Annotated in this window: 21 protein-coding genes and 1 riboswitch; of the genes, 10 read left to right on the top strand and 11 right to left on the bottom strand. The window is 56.8% G+C overall.

Annotated elements, in window-relative coordinates:
• Positions 1–26 precede the first annotated feature (26 nt).
• Positions 27–1,712, top strand: a complete 1,686-nt coding sequence (locus RB2501_RS12610; RefSeq protein WP_015755225.1) for an alpha-amylase family glycosyl hydrolase — start codon at positions 27–29, stop codon at positions 1,710–1,712.
• A gap of 36 nt (positions 1,713–1,748) precedes the next feature.
• Here the strand turns inward: RB2501_RS12610 and RB2501_RS12615 are convergent, their stop codons facing one another.
• The 3 genes from RB2501_RS12615 to RB2501_RS12625 form a co-directional block, all read right to left on the bottom strand.
• Positions 1,749–2,129: a VOC family protein gene (locus tag RB2501_RS12615; protein ID WP_015755226.1), complete on the bottom strand. Its 381-nt coding sequence runs from the start codon at positions 2,127–2,129 to the stop codon at positions 1,749–1,751.
• A gap of 17 nt (positions 2,130–2,146) precedes the next feature.
• On the bottom strand, positions 2,147–2,677 hold the full coding sequence (locus RB2501_RS12620) for an SRPBCC family protein (RefSeq protein WP_015755227.1): 531 nt from the start codon (positions 2,675–2,677) through the stop codon (positions 2,147–2,149).
• Positions 2,678–2,753: 76 nt separating this feature from the next.
• Positions 2,754–3,407, bottom strand: coding sequence for a TrmH family RNA methyltransferase (locus tag RB2501_RS12625; RefSeq protein ID WP_015755228.1), 654 nt, complete (start codon positions 3,405–3,407; stop codon positions 2,754–2,756).
• Between the two features lie 164 nt (positions 3,408–3,571).
• Between RB2501_RS12625 and RB2501_RS12630 the strand changes: the two genes are divergently transcribed.
• Entirely contained in the window at positions 3,572–4,267 is a 696-nt protein-coding gene (locus tag RB2501_RS12630; protein ID WP_015755229.1) for an SIR2 family NAD-dependent protein deacylase, read from the top strand.
• On the opposite strand, the gene RB2501_RS12635 is transcribed toward RB2501_RS12630, so the two are convergent.
• Entirely contained in the window at positions 4,227–4,700 is a 474-nt protein-coding gene (locus RB2501_RS12635; RefSeq protein ID WP_015755230.1) for a heme-binding domain-containing protein, read from the bottom strand. The two genes, RB2501_RS12630 and RB2501_RS12635, sit on opposite strands and share 41 nt — an antisense overlap.
• A 31-nt stretch (positions 4,701–4,731) precedes the next feature.
• Between RB2501_RS12635 and RB2501_RS12640 the strand changes: the two genes are divergently transcribed.
• Together RB2501_RS12640 and purB are read left to right on the top strand one after the other, a co-directional pair.
• On the top strand, positions 4,732–5,301 hold the full coding sequence (locus RB2501_RS12640) for a hypothetical protein (RefSeq protein WP_015755231.1): 570 nt from the start codon (positions 4,732–4,734) through the stop codon (positions 5,299–5,301).
• Positions 5,302–5,336: 35 nt separating this feature from the next.
• Entirely contained in the window at positions 5,337–6,680 is a 1,344-nt protein-coding gene (purB, locus tag RB2501_RS12645) for an adenylosuccinate lyase (RefSeq protein ID WP_015755232.1), read from the top strand.
• A gap of 86 nt (positions 6,681–6,766) precedes the next feature.
• Here purB and RB2501_RS12650 read toward each other — a convergent pair whose 3' ends face one another.
• From RB2501_RS12650 to RB2501_RS12665, 4 genes are all read right to left on the bottom strand, one after another.
• On the bottom strand, positions 6,767–7,318 hold the full coding sequence (locus RB2501_RS12650) for a DUF4252 domain-containing protein (RefSeq protein ID WP_041327245.1): 552 nt from the start codon (positions 7,316–7,318) through the stop codon (positions 6,767–6,769).
• Positions 7,319–7,382: 64 nt separating this feature from the next.
• On the bottom strand, positions 7,383–7,934 hold the full coding sequence (locus RB2501_RS12655; protein WP_015755234.1) for a DUF4252 domain-containing protein: 552 nt from the start codon (positions 7,932–7,934) through the stop codon (positions 7,383–7,385).
• An 11-nt stretch (positions 7,935–7,945) separates the two neighbouring features.
• On the bottom strand, positions 7,946–8,368 hold the full coding sequence (locus RB2501_RS12660) for a hypothetical protein (protein WP_015755235.1): 423 nt from the start codon (positions 8,366–8,368) through the stop codon (positions 7,946–7,948).
• Positions 8,355–8,867, bottom strand: coding sequence for an RNA polymerase sigma factor (locus RB2501_RS12665; RefSeq protein WP_015755236.1), 513 nt, complete (start codon positions 8,865–8,867; stop codon positions 8,355–8,357). The genes RB2501_RS12660 and RB2501_RS12665 overlap by 14 nt, the downstream gene beginning before the upstream one ends.
• A 228-nt stretch (positions 8,868–9,095) precedes the next feature.
• Between RB2501_RS12665 and RB2501_RS12670 the strand changes: the two genes are divergently transcribed.
• Entirely contained in the window at positions 9,096–10,619 is a 1,524-nt protein-coding gene (locus RB2501_RS12670; protein ID WP_015755238.1) for a S41 family peptidase, read from the top strand.
• A gap of 148 nt (positions 10,620–10,767) precedes the next feature.
• Here the strand turns inward: RB2501_RS12670 and RB2501_RS12675 are convergent, their stop codons facing one another.
• Positions 10,768–12,633: a TonB-dependent receptor plug domain-containing protein gene (locus tag RB2501_RS12675; RefSeq protein ID WP_041327247.1), complete on the bottom strand. Its 1,866-nt coding sequence runs from the start codon at positions 12,631–12,633 to the stop codon at positions 10,768–10,770.
• Between the two features lie 73 nt (positions 12,634–12,706).
• Positions 12,707–12,924: riboswitch (cobalamin riboswitch) on the bottom strand.
• A 67-nt stretch (positions 12,925–12,991) separates the two neighbouring features.
• On the opposite strand from RB2501_RS12675, the gene RB2501_RS12680 reads away from it, so the two are divergent.
• From RB2501_RS12680 to RB2501_RS12700, 5 genes are all read left to right on the top strand, one after another.
• The gene (locus tag RB2501_RS12680) at positions 12,992–14,149 is read left to right on the top strand and encodes an ABC transporter substrate-binding protein (protein ID WP_015755240.1); all 1,158 of its coding nucleotides are present in this window, start codon (positions 12,992–12,994) and stop codon (positions 14,147–14,149) included.
• A complete protein-coding gene (locus RB2501_RS12685) occupies positions 14,146–15,177 on the top strand; it encodes an iron ABC transporter permease (protein ID WP_015755241.1) in 1,032 nt (343 codons plus the stop codon). Before RB2501_RS12680 ends, RB2501_RS12685 begins: the two co-directional genes overlap by 4 nt.
• Positions 15,178–15,270: 93 nt before the next feature.
• Positions 15,271–16,098, top strand: a complete 828-nt coding sequence (locus RB2501_RS12690; RefSeq protein WP_015755242.1) for an ABC transporter ATP-binding protein — start codon at positions 15,271–15,273, stop codon at positions 16,096–16,098.
• A gap of 63 nt (positions 16,099–16,161) precedes the next feature.
• A complete protein-coding gene (rmuC, locus tag RB2501_RS12695; RefSeq protein ID WP_015755243.1) occupies positions 16,162–17,532 on the top strand; it encodes a DNA recombination protein RmuC in 1,371 nt (456 codons plus the stop codon).
• Positions 17,529–17,894, top strand: coding sequence for a hypothetical protein (locus tag RB2501_RS12700; protein ID WP_015755244.1), 366 nt, complete (start codon positions 17,529–17,531; stop codon positions 17,892–17,894). The genes rmuC and RB2501_RS12700 overlap by 4 nt, the downstream gene beginning before the upstream one ends.
• Here RB2501_RS12700 and pgl read toward each other — a convergent pair.
• Both pgl and zwf read right to left on the bottom strand, forming a co-directional pair.
• On the bottom strand, positions 17,874–18,599 hold the full coding sequence (gene pgl, locus RB2501_RS12705) for a 6-phosphogluconolactonase (protein WP_015755245.1): 726 nt from the start codon (positions 18,597–18,599) through the stop codon (positions 17,874–17,876). The two genes, RB2501_RS12700 and pgl, sit on opposite strands and share 21 nt — an antisense overlap.
• Positions 18,600–18,608: 9 nt before the next feature.
• Positions 18,609–20,132 carry a glucose-6-phosphate dehydrogenase gene (gene zwf, locus RB2501_RS12710; RefSeq protein WP_015755246.1) on the bottom strand — a complete coding sequence of 508 codons (1,524 nt, stop codon included), beginning with the start codon at positions 20,130–20,132 and terminating at the stop codon, positions 18,609–18,611.
• Positions 20,133–20,227: the final 95 nt, after the last annotated feature.

The following is a 20,227-nucleotide window of genomic DNA, read 5'->3' on the forward strand; positions in this document are numbered from 1 at the left end:
TTAGCTTTAGGAAAAATCCTGAAACCATGCATAGACTCCTGCTGATTCTGGCGCTATCGGTTAGTATTTACAGCTGTAAACCCGAACCAAAAACAGCGCAGTTACCGGCAACGGAGCAAGTGGCAGATCAGGGCCGGGACAGCGTCCCCTTCCTCTGGGAGGCAGCGAACATCTACTTCCTGCTCACCGACCGGTTCCGCAACGGGAATCCGGAAAACGACCTGAATTTTGATCGCGTCAACCCCACCGGGCCCCTCCGCGGGTTTATGGGTGGCGACCTGGCCGGCATTACCGAGAAAATAAAAGACGGATATTTTACCGACCTGGGCATCAATGCCATCTGGTTTACCCCCGTAGTGGAGCAGGTGCACGGGGACACGGACGAAGGGACGGGCAACACATATGCCTACCACGGGTACTGGGCGAAGGACTGGACGGCCCTGGATCCGAATTTCGGTACCCGGGACGAACTGGCAGAACTGGTGGCAGCTGCCCACGCCAAAGGGATCCGCATACTGATGGACGTGGTCCTGAACCACACGGGTCCGGTTACCGGGGAGGATCCGGCCTGGCCGGAGTCCTGGGTACGTCTGGACCCCACCTGCAATTTTGAGGATTACCAGGGAACCACCGCCTGTACCCTGGTGGAGAACCTGCCGGATATCCGAACGGAATCGTCGGAAGCCGTCGTGCTGCCGGATGCGCTCCTGGCCAAGTGGAAGGCGGAAGGCCGGCTGAGCGAGGAATTGGACGAATTGCAGGTGTTCTTTGACCGCACGGGCTACCCCAGGGCACCGCGGTACTACATCATCAAATGGCTGACCGACTATGTCAACGACCTGGGCATCGACGGTTTCCGCGTAGATACGGCCAAACACGTCAATGAAGACGCCTGGTCGGAATTGTACCGGGAAGCCGCCTACGCATTCCAGAGCTGGAAGCGCAAACATCCCGGGAAGGTCCTGGATGACACCCCGTTTTATATGGTTGGGGAAGTGTACGGCTATGGGGCTTCCTCAGGCCGCGACTACGATTTTGGCGACCGGACGGTGGATTACTTTGACCACGGCTTTAAAAGCCTGATCAATTTTGAACTAAAATCGGACGCCGGGCAATCCTATGACCGGATCTTCGAAAAATACAGCACCCTCCTCCACGACGACCTCAACGGACTGGGAATCGTCAATTACCTGAGTTCGCACGACGATGGCAGCCCCTTTGACCCGGACCGGTCCAAACCTTTCCGCTCCGCCAATATCCTGCTGCTCACCCCTGGCGCCTCACAGGTTTACTACGGGGACGAAAGCGCCCGGGGGTTGGTGGTGGAAGGCACCGTAGGCGACGCCACGCTGCGTTCGTTCATGAACTGGGAAGAACTGGACAGCCTCCCGGAGAAACAGGAGATCCTGGCCCATTGGCAGAAACTTGGCCAATTCCGGAACCACCATCCGGCTATCGGGGCCGGCAGGCACAAACGGCTTGCCAGCCAGCCGTATGTATTCAGCCGCACCTATACGGACGGCGACTATCGGGATAAGGTGGCCGTTGGCCTGGATTTACCCGAAGGGCCAAAATCGCTCTATGTACGTGGGTTTTTCGGGGACGGCACCGTCCTGAGGGATGCCTATTCGGGCAGCGAAGCCACGGTTAGCGGCGGCCGGGTGGAGCTCGATACGCCCTACCCCATCGCCCTGCTGGAACTGGCGGATTAACGGCGAGACAGCCAAAAGCCCGTACAGCCTATTGACCTATTGGCGGGAATGCAGCGCCATCCGGTTTCCTTCCGAATCGATAAACAGCCCCATGTACCCGTGGTCCGGCGAGATTTGTTTTTTCTCCTGGAGGACCTTGCCTCCGGCTTTGGTAATTTTATCCAGGGTTACCGCCACATCCCCGCAGGAAAGGTAAATCATTACTCCCTTGGAATCGCTTGGCTCGTAGAAATCCTTGTGGTACACCAGGGATCCCGAAGCGCCCGGCTTCTCGGGTGCAAACGGGAACCACCCCATCTTGAGGTCGTGCATGTCGTTTAGCTGAATCTCGATATCGAGGACCGATTCGTAAAACTTTTTGGCCCGGTCCATATCCCTGACAGGGATCTCGAACCAGCCTACAAAATTCTGTTCCATTTTTAGGTTGTTTTAATTCACTCCTTGCTTTCGAGCCGCGTTTTCAGGGAGGCCAGCCCCTCCTCAAAATCCTTGCCCACCATTTTATCCATGCTCATCACCAGCATCATCAACCGCATGGGGAATCCGTTCTGCCCGGAAAAACCCCAGCGGACCCGGGTAGCGTCCCCTGCGGCAGGCTCCACTTCAATGTAGGCATCCGAGGTGGATTTCCAGGGCTTCAAAAACCGCAACTCGCTCTCGATTCGGGAACCTTCCTGGATGCGTGTGATTTCCTGCTCCCCGGCCCCCACTTCCTTGTTCCCCTCCCAGGAACTCACAAAGCCCACGGTGCCGTCCGTACCCCGGTACTCCTTCTTCATATCCGGGTCCCGTTTCGCCCAGGGCGACCATTCATCCTGGTTTTTCAGATACTTTAAATACTCAAAAACTACAGCCGGGGGGCGGTTGATCAGAATGTTCCTGGATACATCGTATCGGGCAGGGGCAATAAGGTACAGGATAATAAGCAGCACCAGGATGGCTGCCAGGATATAGATAAAAGTCATCATTAGGCAGGTTTAGTTGGAAAAGCCCGGATAGCAGTGCCACCGGGCAGGTTTGTGTATTGTAATATACGAAAAATCAGTGAGTTCTCCGGTAATGGGCGATGATCTCCGGGGCAGACTTAATTGTTTTCTGAGCCCAGTCCAGTCGTTTCTCCAGGATTTCCGCTTCGGTAAGGCGCCAGGGCAATTCGGATTTACGCAGGCGGGTTCCCAGTTCCCGCAGGACGATGGCAGCCGCTACGGAGACATTCAGGCTTTCTGTAAACCCCACCATGGGAATCTGGATTGCGGCATCCGCCTGCCGGATGAGACCTTCGCTCAGGCCTTCCTTTTCCGTGCCGAAAAATACGGCCACCGGGGTGTCCAGCGGGAGTGCCTCCGGGGAGACGCTCCCCTGGTGCGGACTGGTCGCCACAATCCGGTACCCCTTTTCCCGGAGGGCATGGACGCACGCATCCGTGGATTTGTAACGATGGATGTCCACCCATCGCTGGGCCCCCATTGCGATATTCTTATCCAGGCGGTTGCCAAACCGTTCCTCAATCAGGTGGGCATCCTGGATGCCGAAAATATCGCAGGAGCGGATCACTGCGCTCGCATTGTGCAGTTGATAGACGTCCTGCAGCGCCACGGTGATATATCGCGTCCGGTTTGCGAGAACTTCGAGGAAACGATTGCGCCGCTGTTCAGTTAGAAATTCCTCCAAATATTCCAGCAGGCCAAAATCCATGCGTATATTTCGTTTGTAATGCGATTTACCAACCCGATGAAATTACAGATTTTTCAATTAGGCCCGATACCGTTCGCCCGGATTACCCGGACGGAAGGGTATCGGAATGCATGTATGCGGAATGCAAGTAGATTGTCCGGGTCCCCGGACAAAACCCCTTTGCCATGAAGCGCCTGGTGGTTCTCAGCGGGGCCGGGATGAGCGCCGACAGCGGGATACGGACATTCCGGGATGCAGGCGGGCTTTGGGAAGGTCACCCGGTAGAGCAGGTAGCCACTCCCGAAGGATTCCGCCAGGACCCCCGGCGCGTCCTGGATTTCTACAACCAGCGCCGCCGTCAGCTATCGGAAGTGGCCCCCAACAAGGGGCATTTGGCGTTGGCGAAAATGGAGCAACACTACCACACCACCATCGTCACCCAGAATGTAGACGACTTGCACGAACGTGCCGGCAGCAGCCGCGTACTGCACTTACACGGGGAACTCCTCAAGGCGCGGAGTACCGGGCCGAATGCACGCGTATTCCCCTGGTTCGAAGACATCGTGCTGGGGGATACCTGCCCGGACGGATTCCAATTGCGGCCCCACATTGTCTGGTTTGGCGAGGAAGTGCCCATGTTGCAACGGGCGGCTGAGGTAACCGCCCAGGCCGATGTTTTGATCATCGTAGGCACCTCCATGCAGGTGTATCCGGCAGCCGGGCTGGTCCATTATAAAAAAGAGGGAGTCCCGCTGTATTTTGTGGACCCGGATCCGCAGATGGCGCCGGGGGAACACGGGAACCTGGAAATAATCCGGGAGCGCGCTTCGGTGGGGCTGCCTATTTTGGCGAACCGTTTACGGCCAGGCGACTCCGGCTAAGCCGCGCCCATTCCAGGATGGCGTTGCGCTGAGACTCCGTCAGCCGGGCCTCGGCATGGGTCCAGGTATATTCCCGCAACGGCATTTCGCCGGATTCCACGGTTTCCACAACCTCTTCGAGCTTGTGGTCTTTCTCCCCGGCATCATAGGTATCCCACTCCGAGAAATTCAGGTGCCCCTTGCCGTGGTCAATGTGGTCGGCCAGCCAATAGGAGACCGGCGCTACGCGGTTGTACCAGGGATAGACCGTATGGTTGCTGTGGCAATCGAAACAGCTCGTTTTCAGGAGGTGCTCCACCTGGTCGGGCGGATTGGTTTCGCTGAGGAAGGTGGCCAGGTGGTCTGAAGTATCTTCATTTTTGTCCGGCTGGAAGAACTGCATGCCGACAAACACAATGAGCAGTGCCCAGGCAATTTTTTTTCCTAATTTCATAGTGGCGATTTAACCAACCCAAAATACGTCATTGGAATTAAACAACCAACTACTCCAGCGTTTGGACTATGTGGATGCCACCCGGAAGAAGCGCCTCGCCATGGCGGCAGAAATCCTGGGTACCCCCCATTGGCTCCCGGATTTAATCGCTATCTGCCTGAACCGGCACGATGCTATTGGCAGCCGGGCCTGCTGGGTACTGGAATTCGTCTTTAAAAAAGACCCGGCCCGGTTATTCCCGTATTTGGGGGTATTCATTGACGGGCTGTCGCGCCTGCAGGAAGAGTCTTCCATCCGGCCCATGGCCAAAATCTGTGAATTACTCGCCGGGAGTTACTACAAGCCCGGCAAAGGGGCAAAGCCCCCCCTGGAGAGCCGTCACCGGGAGCGGATGGCCGAGGTGTGTTTTGACTGGTTGATCGGACCGCACAAGGTAGCTCCCAAGGCCTATTGCATGCAGACGCTCTACCTGCTGGGGGAGGAATTCCCGTGGATCCGGCCGGAATTGCGGGAAGTCCTGAAGTTGAATTACGCAAAGGGAAGCGCTGCCTATCAGGCGCGTGCCCGCCACGTCCTGAAACTGCTTGAGAAATCGCAGTAATCAGTATCTTTGCCCTTTCCAACGCAAACAGCCCTATGGCCCACGATCCACTATACGCTATCTCTCCCGTCGACGGTCGGTACCGGGATAAAATAAACTCCCTCGAGGACTATTTTTCAGAAGCCGCCCTGATCCGTTACCGTGTCCGCATAGAAATCGAATATTTTATCGCCCTGTGCGAACTGCCGCTCCCGCAGCTCCGGGACGTGAAGCCGGAAGTCTTCGGGGATTTGCGAAAGCTGTATCGGGAGTTCGACCGCGCAGATGCCCGTGCTGTAAAAGAAATCGAAAAGACCACCAACCACGACGTGAAAGCCGTGGAATATTTTATCAAGGAGCGATTCGATGAACTGGGACTGTCCGACTACAAGGAATTTATCCATTTTGGCCTTACCTCCCAGGATATAAACAATACGGCCATCCCGCTTTCCCTGCAGGAAGCGGTCAACGAGGTCTATGTACCCGCCCTAGAGGAGGTGCGCGAAAAAATCGGCGAACTGGCCGGGCAGTGGCGGGATGTATCCATGCTGGCCCGGACCCACGGGCAACCGGCTTCGCCAACCCGACTCGGCAAGGAAATCGAGGTCTACGCCGTCCGCCTCCGGGAACAATTCAACCTGTTGAACGACGTGCCCTGCGCCGCCAAATTCGGCGGGGCTACCGGCAACTTCAACGCGCACCATGTCGCCTACCCGGATATTGACTGGAAGGCGTTTGGAAGGAAATTTGTCCAGGACCGCCTCGGGCTGCACTACTCCTTCCCGACCACCCAGATTGAACACTACGACCATATGGCCGCCCTGTTCGACGGGCTGAAGCGCATCAACACGATTCTGATAGACCTGGACCGGGATTTTTGGAGCTACATCTCCATGGATTACTTCAAACAGCAGATCAAAAAAGGGGAAGTGGGTTCCTCCGCCATGCCGCATAAGGTCAACCCCATCGATTTTGAGAACAGCGAGGGGAACCTGGGTATTGCAAACGCCCTGTTTGAGCACCTGGCTGGCAAGTTGCCGGTTTCCCGGCTGCAACGGGACCTGACCGACAGTACGGTTCTCCGGAATATCGGCGTACCCCTGGCCCATACGCTCATCGCTTTCCGGGCCACGCTGAAAGGCCTGGGCAAACTCCTGTTAAACGCCCCGCGTATTGCGGCGGACCTGGAGGCCAACTGGGCAGTGGTGGCCGAGGCAATCCAAACCATCCTGAGACGGGAAGGATACCCGAACCCCTACGAAGCCCTCAAGGGCCTAACGCGCACGAATCAGGCCATTACGGCCGAAACCATGTCCGAATTCATCGACACCCTGGAGGTGTCCGAAGGGGTGAAAAAGGAACTTCGGGCCATCCGCCCGGAAAATTACACCGGGGTATAAAAAATCCCGTTCCGGGGAACGGGATCGATACCGCAATGCGGGTTTCTTTTCAATAAACGGAGTTGCTGCGGTGGGAACTGCCCGGATCAGCCATTGATCAGGAAAGCGAGTTCCGAAAGCCCCTCCCCTTCCAGGTCGGCATTTTCGATAGCCTGGAGCAGTTGGACGAAGTAGGCCGGGTTCATATTCTTCCCGAGCACGCGGATTACCGCAAACCCGTTTTCCCTGCTGTCGCCGTAGATCACCACCTCGTCGATGGCATCCTCGTCGCCCAGGTATTTGACCACCCCACGTCCGTACTTGGTGTTGAGCTTCATCAGTTCCTTGAACTCGGAATCCTTCAGGATCGCTTTAACCTTGGCGCTTTCCTCCTCATAGGACTGGGCGTTCGCATCCGTTTTTCGAAAGGTCAGGATATTGAGTTTCCGCAGGGATCTGAGAGCCTGTTTCTCCGTTTCACTCAGCGCGGCTTCGTCGAGTTTCAGGATATTGGCCGGGACATCGAGCACCAGGAAATTCGGGTTTTCCGAATTGTCCACATAGTATTCCTGCAGGCTCTGGGTGCCGGAGCAACCCATAAACAGCAAGAGGGACGCAAGTCCCGCCAGCAGTGAGCCAAATGTAATTTTACGTTTCATCCCGTTGGGGTTATAACAGGGTCCCCGGGCGGTGGATCGCCGCCCGGGTCCTGCCTGTCTGATGTTATTTATTCGATTTTTTCTCGGCCTTGTTGAGTTCCTCGGGAAGGTTCATCTTCCGGGTCAGCGCACCGATCTTGGTCAGGTCGATATCGCCGGTAAGGGTCAGCAGCACCGTTTCGATCTGCCGGTCATTCACCTCGAGGTCCATGTTCTTGATGCCGGTTACGAACATCAGCAATTCGCTCACATGATCGCTGTCCTTTCCCTCGCGGATATAGAACTTCACATTGGCATCCTTGTCCTTCACCCGCATCAGCTCGCTCAGGGAGGCAGACTTCAGGTAGCGGTCCACGGTGGCTTTCATGTCCGCAGATACCCCGCTGTCTTCAGTGATAAAGACCTTCACGCCGTTCAGGCTCTTGGCGATGTCCATAAACTCCTTCGCCTCCGGGTCATCCACGTCCACGTCCATCTTGATCAGGAGTTCAAACATGTTCTTGTTGACGATCACGGAGCTCACCTCGTCCATTTCCTCGTACTTGTCAAAAATCGACTGGGAGGAAGCGGCCAGGGGCGCAATGAGCATCAGGGCAATTATTACATACTTTTTCATTGTTTTTGGATTTAATTGTTTTTGTAAATTTTTTGTTTGGTTTCTTCAAATTCGCTCAGGTGGGCTACTTTTTCCGTACCCCGATCGAGGTTCTGGGCAATCAGCCCCAGCGCCTTGCGGGTCTGCTGGTAGGCGTACTCCGCTTTTTGCTGTTCCCGGTACTGATTCCCGAAATACAGGCCCATCATCAGGACGGCTACTGCGGCAACGGATAGCCACCGAAACGTGTTTCTTCTGGCTGTTAGTGGTACCTGCCGGGTAGACCGTTGATTTTTGGCCTCGGAAAAGTATTGGAACATCGGGGCGTATTGTTCCAGGCCGGGCGCAATGTCCCCTGCCGAAAAATAATCCCGGAGTTGCTGTTCCTCGGCCTCCGTAGCGGTGGCCTCGAAATACTTTTCCAGTATCGATTCTATTTTTTTATCCAATTCCATAACGATGCTTTTCTATTAATTTATCGCGAACGGCCTTCCGCGCCCTGGAAAGGGCCACGCGAACGGCGGTTGGCTTCATATCCATCAGTTTTTCAATTTCCTCGTATTCGTAGGACTCCACGTCCCGCAACTGGAGGATGAGCCGCTGTTGTTCCGGCAATTCGTCCATAATCCGCTCCACCCAGCCCACACTGTCCCGGGCCTCCACCTGCTGTTGCAGGGAAGAATGCCCATTGTCCGCGTAATTGCTGTGCACCAGCTTCAGGTTGCCGGATTGTTTGGACTTTAACCGGTCGAGGCAAAAATTCTTGGTCATTGTCATGGCGAAAGCCTCGACATTTTTATACCGGCCCATTTTCTTCTTTCCCGCCCAGAGTTTCATCAGGATTTCCTGGGTGGCGTCCTCGGCCTCTTCGGAGGAAATCAGCAACCGCTTAGCTACGCGGTACAGTTTATCCTTAAAAGGCATTACGATCTGCAAGAACTCAGCCTGTGTCATTTTGGGTCGGTCGATGGTTGTCGTTGTCAATTTAACGTTGCTTTACATCAGGAAGACGAAAGTGGACGAATTTTGTTACAAAAAGTTTTTTATTCAGGGGGGCGTGTCTATTTTTAACGCTGTAAACCGCTGATACAGGGTCAGTAAAACGCTATTTATCAGTATTTTTGCAAATATAGGGCCGGAATTTTGGAACGGTCTTTGCCCCAAACAATAAAAAAATTGAATATGAAGAAGCTAGTATATCTGCTGGTGGGTCTGTTGATGCTCTCCTGCAGCAAGGATGACGATGCCAATCCCGGACCGGACCCGCAGCCCGTTGGCGATACGAATGTGCAGGATTTTATGTGGCAGGCCATGAACCTCTGGTATTTCTGGCAGGGAGACGTGGCAGACCTGGCAGATGACCGGTTTGGCACGGATGCGGAATACAGCGAATTCCTCGATTCGGAAGATAGCCCAACCGCATTTTTTGAAAACCGCCTGCGGTTTGTGGAGGACCGCTTCAGTTTTTACAGTGACGACTACACGGAACTTACCCAGAACCTGGCGGGAATTTCCCGGAGCAACGGGCTGGAGTTCGGGCTGATTTACGACGACGCAAACGGAAACAGCCAACTGGACGATACGGATCCGATTTTCGGCGTGGTCCGCTATGTGGTCAACGGCTCGAATGCCGCCACGGCGGATATCGGACGGGGGGAGATCTTCGTGGGCGTGGATGGGACGATGCTCAACGGCGGCAATTACGCGGACCTCCTGTTCGGGGAAAACGCCACCTATACGCTGATGATGGCCGACTACAATGGGGGGGACCCGGTTGTCAACGGCAAGGAAGTGACCCTGACCAAGGAAGAAGGGCTCGCCGAGAACCCGGTGTATATCGTCAAGTCCTTTGAGATCGGGGCCGATAGAATCGGATACCTGATGTATAACGGCTTTACCAATGAATACGACGAAGACCTGAACGATGCCTTTGGGAGCCTGGTGGCCGACGGGGTTACCGACCTGGTCCTCGATTTGCGCTATAACAGCGGGGGGTCCGTCAATTCGTCCCGCCTGCTGTCGAGTATGATTTACGGCCGGAATCCGAACGATTTATACCTCAGGCAACGCTGGAATGACAAAATTCAGGAAGCCTTTACCAGGGACGACCCGAATGCCCTGGACGATTATTTCGCCACCCAGACCGGGGCCGGGTCGGTTATCAATACGCTGAACCTCCAGCGCGTCTATATCCTTACCACCGGCAGTACTGCTTCGGCCAGCGAACTGGTAATCAACGGCCTGGACCCCTATATAGAGGTCATCCAGATCGGGACAACCACCACCGGGAAAAACGAATTTTCGCTAACCATGGTGGACGACCCGGGACGACCCGGTGCACCGTTTATCTACAGTGCCAGCCGTGAAAACCAGATTGACCCGGAAAATAACTGGGCCATCCAGCCCCTGGTTGGACGGAATGAGAACGCCGTCGGTTTCTCCGATTATACGGCCGGTTTTGCCCCGGAAATTGAACTCCGGGAAGACCTCGGGAACATGGGCGTCCTCGGGGATGACGACGAGCCCCTGCTGGCCCGCGCCATACAGGAAATCACCGGCGTATCGGCCAAAAGGAGCTGGCAGCCCGAGCGTCCTATTGAGGCCTTTACCCATAACGGGATGTTCACGCCCATGCGGAACAATATGGTGCTGGACAAGGACATCCAACTGCCGCCGAGCCTGCTGGAACGCATGCCCCAACAATAAGCCCCACTGCCGGTGCAGGCCGGAAGGCCGTGCGCAACATCCCTTTTCCTAATGAGCAATCAAAAACGCCCCCGGCCGGGGGCGTTTTCGTTCCGGGCCGATGCCGGGCCCTATTCCAGTTGCAGGGCCCTATTCCAGTTGCAGGGACCTAATCCAGTTGCAGGGACCAGCCAAGGTAAATCGTCCGGCCCGGGGTTTGGTAGCCAATTACCTCCGTAAATTCGGTATTCAACAAGTTGTCCGCCCGGAGATAGGCATCCAGTTTCCCACGGAGGAAGCTGTATCCAACCTGCCCGCCTACCAGGGAAAATGCGTCCAGTTCCCGGTTGGTAAACGTACTGAAATCCGTATCCGTCCGTGTCCCGGTGTACCGGTAGTACAGGGAGCCCCTCCATCGGCTGGAAATCTCCCCATTCAGGCGAAACTGGAATTTATGGGCCGGTATCCGGATCGCAGCATCCCCCTGCCGGTCCGTATAGGTGTAGCCCGCCCGGACCTGCCAGCCATCCGCCGCAAACCAGGTGGCCTCAAATTCCACCCCGTTTACCTCCACGGGGTCCGGGCTGTTCCTGTATTGCATCCCGGCGCCGTCATAGATAACCGCCTGCTCTTCTTCCCGGTCAAAGTACAGCACGGACAGGCGCATCCGATTCCCGAACTGCCACGCCAGGCCCGCTTCCAGGGTCCGGTCGGTCTCGGGTTCGAGTTCCGGGTTGGCCCCGAAGGTGCCATAGAGCTGGTTCAGGGTGGGCGTAATATAGGCCGTGGACCAGGTGGCCAGGGCCTTAAAGGTGTGTTCCCCAAGGGTGAGCGCATAAGAGGGATTCAACTGGTAGACCCACTGGGAGCCGTATTGCGAATGGAAATTGACCCGGGTTCCGGCATTCAGGTTCCATCCGGAAGCGGATGCCCATACCAGGTTTACGAAGGGGTCGATAAACCGAAAGGATTCCACATCTTCGGTCCCCGCCCGGTCTTCGGATGCCATGATACCCCCCAAAACAGACAGGCTGCGGTTCAGGCGATGCTTGTACAGGACCTCCCCGAACCAATTGCTTCCCCGAAAGGTCGTCGGGAAGTCGCTGCGGTTGTCCGAATCGAACTCCGAATAGCCCGCGCGGGCCTCCAGCGTTCCTTTTGAAAATTCCCTGGTGGCATTCAGGGAAACCCGGGTTTGCTCCGAGAGGAACAAAAAGTCTGCATCTGCCCCGTTAAAGGCGTCATCATAGGCCGTCCGCAATTGCGTCCGGTTTGCCGTGAGTTGCACCCTGGTATGGTCCCAGGGTCGGTATCCCAGCCGGGCACTCAGCGAGAGGTTTCGGAAGGGGTCCGTTTCAGTACCGGATCGCAGGGAAGACAGCCCCGTAGCCCGGGCGTGCGTAATGCCCGCCTGGTAATTGAGCCGTCCCGAGGTCCCTCCCAATCGCGCATACTGCTGGTACTGGCCAAATTGTCCTTCAGGGTCTTCGGGGGCCCGGTGGGTCCCCAGGAGACTGCCCACCCGGAGTGCGAGGGGGGATTTGGGTGCCTTTCGGGTGCGGATGTTAATCACGGCCGTTGCCGCATTGGTGCCGTAAAGTGTGCTGGCTGCCCCTTTCAGTATCTCCACGGACTCCACCTCTTCGGCCTGGACGAACCGCAAATCGTATTCCTGGGATGCCGAGGAGGGGTCCGTTACCCGGACCCCGTCAATCAGGACGAGTACCTGCCGACCCCGGCCGCCGCGGGCAAAAACTCCCAGGACCTCCCCGGGACGGCCCCTGCTGCCCGATATTTCAATCCCGGTTTGCGCATTCAGGATCTCCGCCATAGTCGCCCCCCGGTAGGATGCGAGTTCCCGCCGGCTCAGCCGGATGACGGTTTTTCCGCTTTGTTCCCAGCGCAGCGGAAAGCGCGTGTCCGATACGACCACTTCGTCGAGTTTTTCAATACGGGTGGAATCCGTTTGGCCCATAAGAGGGACGCATGCCGCCAGATAAGCGGCAACGCCCAGGGCCTGCCATGGTTTGTGCATGTCTTTTTCGTTTTAAGACACGGGAAAGGTTTTCCGTAGAATAGCTACCTAAACTTTTATCCCGAAAGTTTAACAATGAATGCGGAAAACGGCAGGTCTCCTGGCTTGCGTCCCGGCTGCCTGCCTTCCCGTCCGAAAAACAGACAGTGGTCTAATGAAGATGGCAGCGGGCATCCCCCTAAGGGGACTGAGCATACAGTTGCGGGAACAGCTCCGGCCTTTCACCGGATTCCCTTTTAATCCCGCATCCCCTGGTGGGGCGATACGGGAACCGGTATCCGGCCGCAAGATACACATTTACCGCAAACTTTGACAGGCGGTATTTTCAGGCTACTTTTGATCAAACCAAAAATGACCCGTGGCCCGAACATCTGCCTTGCTCATCCTGATCCTCCTGACAACCGCCTGCAGGGAACGGCCTGAGAAAGCCGCTCCCCTGCCGGAAGCAGCTGTTGACAACCCCGTTGAAATCGATTACGCAAAAGGCTTTGCCGCTCATACGGATGCGTCTGGCGTCACCTACCTGACCGTGAGCGATCCCTGGCCGGAAGCGTCCCGGGAGTACAAATACGCCCTGGTGCCCCGTGGGAAACTGGCCGCCATCACGCTCCCTGCCGATACCTTTGACGCTATTATCCCTGTCCCCGTGGAGCGCCTGGTCCTGACCTCCACAACCCATGTCCCTTCCCTGGTGGCTTTGCGGGCTACAGAATCCCTGGTGGGGTTCCCGGGCCTGGATTACATCTCCTCCCCGGAAGTGCGGCAGCGTATCGATGCGGGAGCGGTGCGGGAACTCGGGGCGAATGAACAACTCAACACCGAATTGGTCCTGGAGGCGGCCCCGGAGGTCGTCGTGGGCTTTGGTATCTCGGATGCCCCAGGTTCCTATCGGGGCGTCCGGGAGGCGGGGATCCCGGTAATCTACAACGGCGACTGGATGGAGACCAACCCGTTGGGAAAGGCCGAATGGATCAAATTCTTCGGGTTGCTCCTGGGGTCCCTGCCGGAGGCTCAGCAGTATTTCGAAGAGGTGGAGGCCGCCTACCAGGAGGCCCGGGAGCTGGCTGCAAAGGCCTCCACCCGGCCAACGGTCCTCAGTGGGGCACTCTACCGGGATGTCTGGTACCTGCCGGGGGGTGAAAGCTGGGCTGCGGCCTTCCTCGAGGATGCCCATGCAGAATACCTGTATGCGGATACCCCGGGCAGCGGCAGCCTTTCCCTCAGCCTGGAAGCTGTTCTTGAAAAAGGCGTGGATGCCGAATTCTGGATCTCGCCCTCCCAGTATACTTCCTATTCGGAAATGGCCTCCGACAATCCCCATTACGAGCAATTTCGCGCCTTCCGGGAACGGCGTATTTTCGGGTATGCCTCCAATCGGGGTTCCGGCGGGGGGCTTTTGTATTTCGAAATCGGGCCAAACCGTCCCGACTGGGTACTCAAAGACCTGATCCACCACCTCCACCCGGGGTTGCTGCACGGGTACGAACCCGTATTCTTCAAACCCCTGGCCCCTTGAGACGTCCATTCCACCAGCCCGGTCGGTTCCTGCTGCTCGCCCTGATCCTGGCAGTGGTATTCCTCGTCAATCTGAGCCTGGGCTCTGTGGACATTCCCCTGGGCGATATTTTTCGCTGGATGGCAGGCGGCCCATTGGGCGAAACGAGCTGGGGGTATATCCTTCGCGAATACCGATTGCCCAAAGCGCTCACGGCAATAATTACCGGGAGCGGACTGGCCCTCTGCGGCCTGCTGATGCAAACGCTTTTCAGGAACCCGTTGGCGGGGCCCTTTGTATTGGGCATCAGTTCGGGTGCCAGCCTGGGGGCTGCCCTGCTGATCATGGGGGCCTCCCTGCTGGGGCCCGTGGCTGCGGCCTGGGCAGTTTCCGACCTGTCCCTGGCCATTGCAAGCAGTATGGGCAGCCTGTTGGTGCTGCTAACCGTGGTGGCGGTTGCCACCCGTTTGAAGGATGCCATGGCCCTGCTGATCGTCGGTTTGATGTTTGGCAGTATCACCGCGGCTGTGGTGACGGTATTGTCTTCGTTCGCCCAGGCGGAACGCCTGCAACAATATATATTCTGGTCCTACGGCAGCGTGGGCAACCTGGGCTGGGGACAGCTGGGTGTCCTCGCCCTGGTATTTGCCATCGGCACCGGTATTTCCATCGGGATGCTAAAAGGCCTCAATGCCCTGTTGCTGGGCGAGGCATATGCCCAGAGCCTCGGCATACCGATCCGCCGGTTGCGCCTGGGCATCCTATTGGCCACGGGCCTGCTGGCCGGCGGGATTACGGCTTTTGCGGGGCCCATTGCCTTTGTCGGCCTGGCCGTACCCCACCTGACCCGGCAGCTGCTTGGGACTTCCGACCACCGGCAGCTCATGCCCGGGGTACTGCTCTACGGGGCCATCCTGATGCTCATTTGCGATACGGTGGCCCAGATGCCTTATTCCTCCTACGTCCTGCCCATCAATGCGATCACCTCGGTAGTAGGTGCCCCGGTAGTGATCTGGCTCCTGCTCCGACGGAACCGGATGCTGTTCTGAACCGCCTGCTCGTGGGGCTGTAACCCGGATACCACCCGGCATGTGCCGGGAAATTAATAGGAAAATATTCTGTGAGCGCATAACTTAGCAAACATGGAATCCACAGAGGACCTATCCCGTAAATCGACCAATGGCCAGGCCGCCGATCCGATCCTTGAGGCAACGGGCCTGCGGATTGGGTATCCCGGGGCGAAACCTCCCCTGTCTCTTTGCGGCGAACTGAACTTCGGCCTGCCATCCGGCCTACTGGCGGCCGTAGTAGGGATCAACGGGGTCGGAAAATCCACGCTGCTGCGGACGCTTGGGGGGATGCAACCCGAACTTTCGGGGGAAATACGGATTGGCGGGAAGCCTGCCGCAAAACTCCCTGCCCAGCGAAGGGCCAGGCTACAGAGCCTCGTCCTTACGGAGCCCCCCGCCTCTCGGAACCTCACCGTGACCGAACTGGTTGCCCTGGGGCGCCACCCGTATACCAACTGGATCGGGCAGCATACCGGAGAGGACCGGGAATGTATCGAAAAGGCCCTGCAGCGCATGGAACTCGGCAACCTCCGGGAGCGTCCCTGCCATACCTTAAGCGATGGTCAGCTTCAGCGCGTTCAGATAGCCCGCGCCCTGGCCCAGGACACCCCGCTGATCCTGCTTGACGAACCCACCACCCACCTGGACCTCTACCACAAAGTACAAATCCTCAAAGGCCTCCGGGCCATCGCACACGATACGGGGAAAACCGTCCTGTTTACCACCCATGAAATCGACCTGGCCATCCAGCTCTGCGACCGGATACTGATCCTGCACCGGGACCGTTCCGTTTTTGGCGATCCCTGCCAGCTGATCGAGCAGGGGGCATTCGAGAAATTATTCCCCGAAGAAACGGTTCGTTTTGACCGGGAAAGCGGTGCCTTCCGGATTGCGAAGTAATCCATTCCACCCCGTACCTTTCTTCAGGTATCTTGTTATCTTTACGGGAAATTCACTTTTCGGATGAGCGAAATCTGGACCCTGGGGATTGTTGCCCTGTTTTTCCTGGCAGCCGGCTTCTTCCTCGGCAGTTATATCGTCAAATTAAAAACCCAATCGGGCCAAAGCGCACTGCGCGAACGGGAACAGCAGCTGAGCCACAACCTGGAACTCCTCGGGGCGGACCTGCAGGAGGCCCGGGGGCAAAACCAGGCACTCCAACTCGAAAAAGAACGGCTCGGGCAGGAACTGGTTCGCCGGGAATCGGAGATCGCCAACCTGGAGGAAAAACACCGGGAACAACGGCAACAACTCGAGGAACTCCAAAAGACGTTTACACGGGAATTCGAAAACCTGGCCAACAAGATCCTGGACGAAAAGAGCGTCAAATTCACGGAACAAAATCAGAAAAACATCAAGAATATCCTGCTTCCCCTGCAGGAGCGCATCCAGCATTTTGAGAAAAAAGTGGAGGAAACCCGGAAGGAAAATTACGGGATCCACCAGGCGCTTCGGGAGCAACTGCTGAACCTGCAGAACCAAAACCTGAAAATCACCCAGGAGGCTGAAAACCTGACCCGGGCCCTGAAGGGCGACAGCAAGATGCAGGGAAATTGGGGCGAACTGGTCCTGGAACGCGTCCTGGAAAAATCCGGCCTGGAACGCGACCGGGAGTATTCAGTACAGCAGAGTTTTACGCGGGAGGATGGCACCCGTCTGCTCCCCGATGTAATCATCAACCTGCCCAACGGCAACAAAATGGTTGTAGATTCCAAAGTTTCCCTGACCGATTACGAGCGGTATGTCAATGCAGACGAGGAGGCCCGGGAGCGGCACCTGAAAGACCATGTCAATTCCCTGAAACGGCACGTAGAGCAATTGTCTGCCAAGAAATACGAGGATCTGTACGAAATGGAAAGCCCGGACTTTGTGCTGATGTTCGTCCCCATCGAGACGGCATTTTCCATCGCGATCAACGCGGACAACGACCTGTACAACAATGCCTTTGTCAAGAATATCGTCATTGTGACCCCTTCCACGCTCCTGGCCACCCTGCGAACCATCGACAGTATGTGGAGCAATGAGAAACAGCGTCGGAATGCGATCGAAATTGCCCGCCAGGCGGGAGCGCTCTACGATAAATTTGAAGGCTTCGTCACCGACCTCACCCGGGTGGGAAAAAAAATGGACGATGCCAAGAGCGAGTATCGGGGCGCCATGAACAAGCTGGTGGAGGGCCGGGGCAACATCCTGACTTCCATCGAAAAACTAAAGAAAATGGGGGCAAAAGCCAAAAAATCCATACCGGAATCGCTGTTGAAAAGGGCCCGGGAAGCCGAGGAGGATGCCGAACTGGAACTGGAAGACCCCACTGAACCCAACCCGCAATCGTGAAAAAAGCCCTTTTTGCCAGCCTGGCGGTTATTCTTTTGGTTTTCGCGGCCATATATGCCGTTATTTACTACATACCCTATAGCGAAGGGGTGCGTTCCGGGGAACTCATCAAGATCAGCCGGAAAGGCGTGTTAATCAAGACCTGGGAGGGACAGATCAGCCAGGGAATTTCCGGGGCGCAGATATTTTCGTTCTCCGTGCTGGACAAGGAATCCGAAGTCATCCGGAATTTGGAAGAATACCAGGGGGAATACGTCAAGCTCTATTATACGGAACGGTACGCCACCTTCCCCTGGCTGGGGGACACCAAGTACTTTATCACCCGGGTAGAACCGGACGAATCACCACATTTCAGGCGGTAGGCCGGCTGCTGCTGCCTCATCCAGGATCCAGATCAACCTTCCGTCCCGGGGCGCTACCCGGCCTGCCGGATAATTGCCCCCGGCTCCCTGCTGCCCTACAATTTCAGCCACGCGCCCGGCCTTGGCCGCCCCGGTTACGAGGAATACGATACGCGCCGCATTGTTGATGATGCCGCCGGTCAGGGTCACCCGCTGCTGCCCCGTATCCGGATGATTCGCTACCGCGCATAATTCCGGGGAATCCCATAAATGGGCTTCGTGGGGAAACACGGAAGCTGTATGCCCGTCATCCCCCATCCCGAGTATTACCAGGTCAAACCGAGGCAAACCGTTTTCCGCTGGGAGCTGCTTTTTCAGGAGGTCGGCATAGCGTTGGGCCTCGGACTCCGGGTTGGCTTCCCCCCGGATGCGGTGGATGTGCTTGTCCGGGATGGGTAAGGGGTCGAAAAGGTGCTCGCGGGTCATCCTGAAATTGCTCTGCGGGTCGTCCGGGGGAACGCAGCGCTCATCGCCCCAGTAAAACTGCAGTTCTTTCCAGGGCAACCGGAACCAGTAGTCCTCCGCAAGGGTATCGAAAAGAATTTCCGGGGTACTCCCGCCCGAAAGGGCCAGGTGCTCCACGCTGCCCTCCCGGGCCCATTCGGACAGCTGCTCGGCCAGGGCCTCGGCGGCCTCTTGTTTTCCCGGGTAAACCTGTAATTCCATAACGCGTAATTAACTGATGACACAAAATCCGGGGTCGTCCGTGAGGTGGGCCCCCGGGTTCCTCCACCCATAGGCTCCTTCAATCAGGTCGTCGGCGTTTTTCGGGCCCCAGACCCCTGCCGAATAGCCATAGGTCACCACGTCCCCGGCCTCCGACCAGTATTTCAGTATCGGATCCACAAACTCCCAGGCGGCTTCCACCTCATCGGCACGGGCATAGAGGGTTGCATCCCCCTGCATGGCATCCAGCAGGAGCCGCTCGTATGCCGTCATGATGTTTTGATCGGCCAGGTCCGAGTAATAGAAATCCAGGTTGGCCCGTTCTACCTGAAACCCCTGCCCGGGTACCTTTACCCCGAATTTGATGAGGATCCCCTCGTTGGGCTGGATGCGGATAATCAGCTTGTTGTCCTTGCTGTCCATGCCAATATCCCGGAAGATCTGGTGGTGGGGCGATTTAAAATGGATAACCACTTCGGTCACCTTGGTGGGCATCCGTTTGGCGGTGCGTACGTAAAACGGGACTTCCGCCCAGCGCCAGTTGTCCACATAAAATTTCAGGGCGGCATAAGTTTCCGTGGTGGAGTCCGGGTCCACGCCAGCTTCTTCCCGGTACCCGGGTACTGCCTCCCCGTCGATCTCCCCGGCAAGATATTGTCCGCGGATGGTGTGCGCGTAAAGCGTTTCCGGGTCGCGCATAATGCGCAGGGACTTTAGGGCCTTCACCTTTTCGTTCCGGATGGCCTCCGCCTCGGGCCCGATCGGGGGCTCCATGACCACGAGCGAGATGATCTGCAGCAGGTGGTTCTGGAACATGTCCCGGAGGGCACCTGCCGAATCGTAGTAGCCGCCGCGCTTCCCCACCCCGACGCTCTCCGCGTTGGTGATCTCCACATGCCGGATATAATTGCGGTTCCAGAGCGGTTCAAAGATGCTGTTCGAAAAGCGGGTCACCAACAGGTTCTGGACGGTTTCCTTGCCCAGGTAATGGTCAATCCGGTAAATCTGCGATTCCTGAAAGTACCGCTGTAAGCCCTTGTTGAGACTCCGGGCGCTTTCCAGGTCATAACCGAAGGGTTTTTCCACGATCAACCGGCGCGTGCCCGACTCCTCGGAGGAAAGGCCCTGGTCGTGCAGGCGCGAGGCAATCGTTTCGTAGATCCGCGGCGGGACGGACAGGTAAAATATCATATTCCCCGGAGAACCTATGCCATTGTCGAGTTCCGCGATCCGCTCGTTCAACCCCGCATAGTCCTCCTCATAGCTCCCGAGGTCGTAATAGTGCAGCAGTTTTGCAAACTCCTTCCGGTGGCCGTGGTTGCCCACGGTCTCCGGGATATGCGGATTGTCTAGGACGACCTTCTTGCGGAAAGCCTCATCGTCCATATCGCTCCGGCTAACTCCCAGGACGGCAAAGGACTCCGGGAGGTGCCCGCCCTGGAACAGGTTCATCAGGGAGGGGATGAGTTTCCGCTCGGTCAGGTCGCCGGAGGCCCCGAAGATGACCAGCAATTGTCCGTCAATGGCATTCATAATTGATAATTTGCCCTATTTTTGAAGGAAGGACGAATATACGTCGAAAATTGCCGGCGGAAAAGACCGGGCGGCCAGGCAACAGAAGAATTTTA

This window comes from Robiginitalea biformata HTCC2501 (genome assembly GCF_000024125.1).
In the GTDB taxonomy this organism is placed as follows: Bacteria; Bacteroidota; Bacteroidia; order Flavobacteriales; family Flavobacteriaceae; genus Robiginitalea; species Robiginitalea biformata.

Excerpts from the sequence above, each read along its gene's own strand:
- purB (WP_015755232.1), top strand. The coding sequence starts at position 5,337 with ATGGCCCACGATCCACTATACGCTATCTCTCCCGTCGACGGTCGGTAC.
- RB2501_RS12670 (WP_015755238.1), top strand. The coding sequence starts at position 9,096 with ATGAAGAAGCTAGTATATCTGCTGGTGGGTCTGTTGATGCTCTCCTGC.
- RB2501_RS12630 (WP_015755229.1), top strand. The coding sequence starts at position 3,572 with ATGAAGCGCCTGGTGGTTCTCAGCGGGGCCGGGATGAGCGCCGACAGC.
- pgl (WP_015755245.1), bottom strand. The coding sequence starts at position 18,599 with ATGGAATTACAGGTTTACCCGGGAAAACAAGAGGCCGCCGAGGCCCTG.
- RB2501_RS12655 (WP_015755234.1), bottom strand. The coding sequence starts at position 7,934 with ATGAAAAAGTATGTAATAATTGCCCTGATGCTCATTGCGCCCCTGGCC.
- RB2501_RS12660 (WP_015755235.1), bottom strand. The coding sequence starts at position 8,368 with ATGGAATTGGATAAAAAAATAGAATCGATACTGGAAAAGTATTTCGAG.
- RB2501_RS12665 (WP_015755236.1), bottom strand. The coding sequence starts at position 8,867 with ATGACACAGGCTGAGTTCTTGCAGATCGTAATGCCTTTTAAGGATAAA.
- RB2501_RS12615 (WP_015755226.1), bottom strand. The coding sequence starts at position 2,129 with ATGGAACAGAATTTTGTAGGCTGGTTCGAGATCCCTGTCAGGGATATG.
- RB2501_RS12625 (WP_015755228.1), bottom strand. The coding sequence starts at position 3,407 with ATGGATTTTGGCCTGCTGGAATATTTGGAGGAATTTCTAACTGAACAG.
- RB2501_RS12690 (WP_015755242.1), top strand. The coding sequence starts at position 15,271 with ATGGAATCCACAGAGGACCTATCCCGTAAATCGACCAATGGCCAGGCC.
- rmuC (WP_015755243.1), top strand. The coding sequence starts at position 16,162 with ATGAGCGAAATCTGGACCCTGGGGATTGTTGCCCTGTTTTTCCTGGCA.
- RB2501_RS12675 (WP_041327247.1), bottom strand. The coding sequence starts at position 12,633 with ATGCACAAACCATGGCAGGCCCTGGGCGTTGCCGCTTATCTGGCGGCA.
- zwf (WP_015755246.1), bottom strand. The coding sequence starts at position 20,132 with ATGAATGCCATTGACGGACAATTGCTGGTCATCTTCGGGGCCTCCGGC.
- RB2501_RS12610 (WP_015755225.1), top strand. The coding sequence starts at position 27 with ATGCATAGACTCCTGCTGATTCTGGCGCTATCGGTTAGTATTTACAGC.
- RB2501_RS12650 (WP_041327245.1), bottom strand. The coding sequence starts at position 7,318 with ATGAAACGTAAAATTACATTTGGCTCACTGCTGGCGGGACTTGCGTCC.
- RB2501_RS12635 (WP_015755230.1), bottom strand. The coding sequence starts at position 4,700 with ATGAAATTAGGAAAAAAAATTGCCTGGGCACTGCTCATTGTGTTTGTC.
- RB2501_RS12620 (WP_015755227.1), bottom strand. The coding sequence starts at position 2,677 with ATGACTTTTATCTATATCCTGGCAGCCATCCTGGTGCTGCTTATTATC.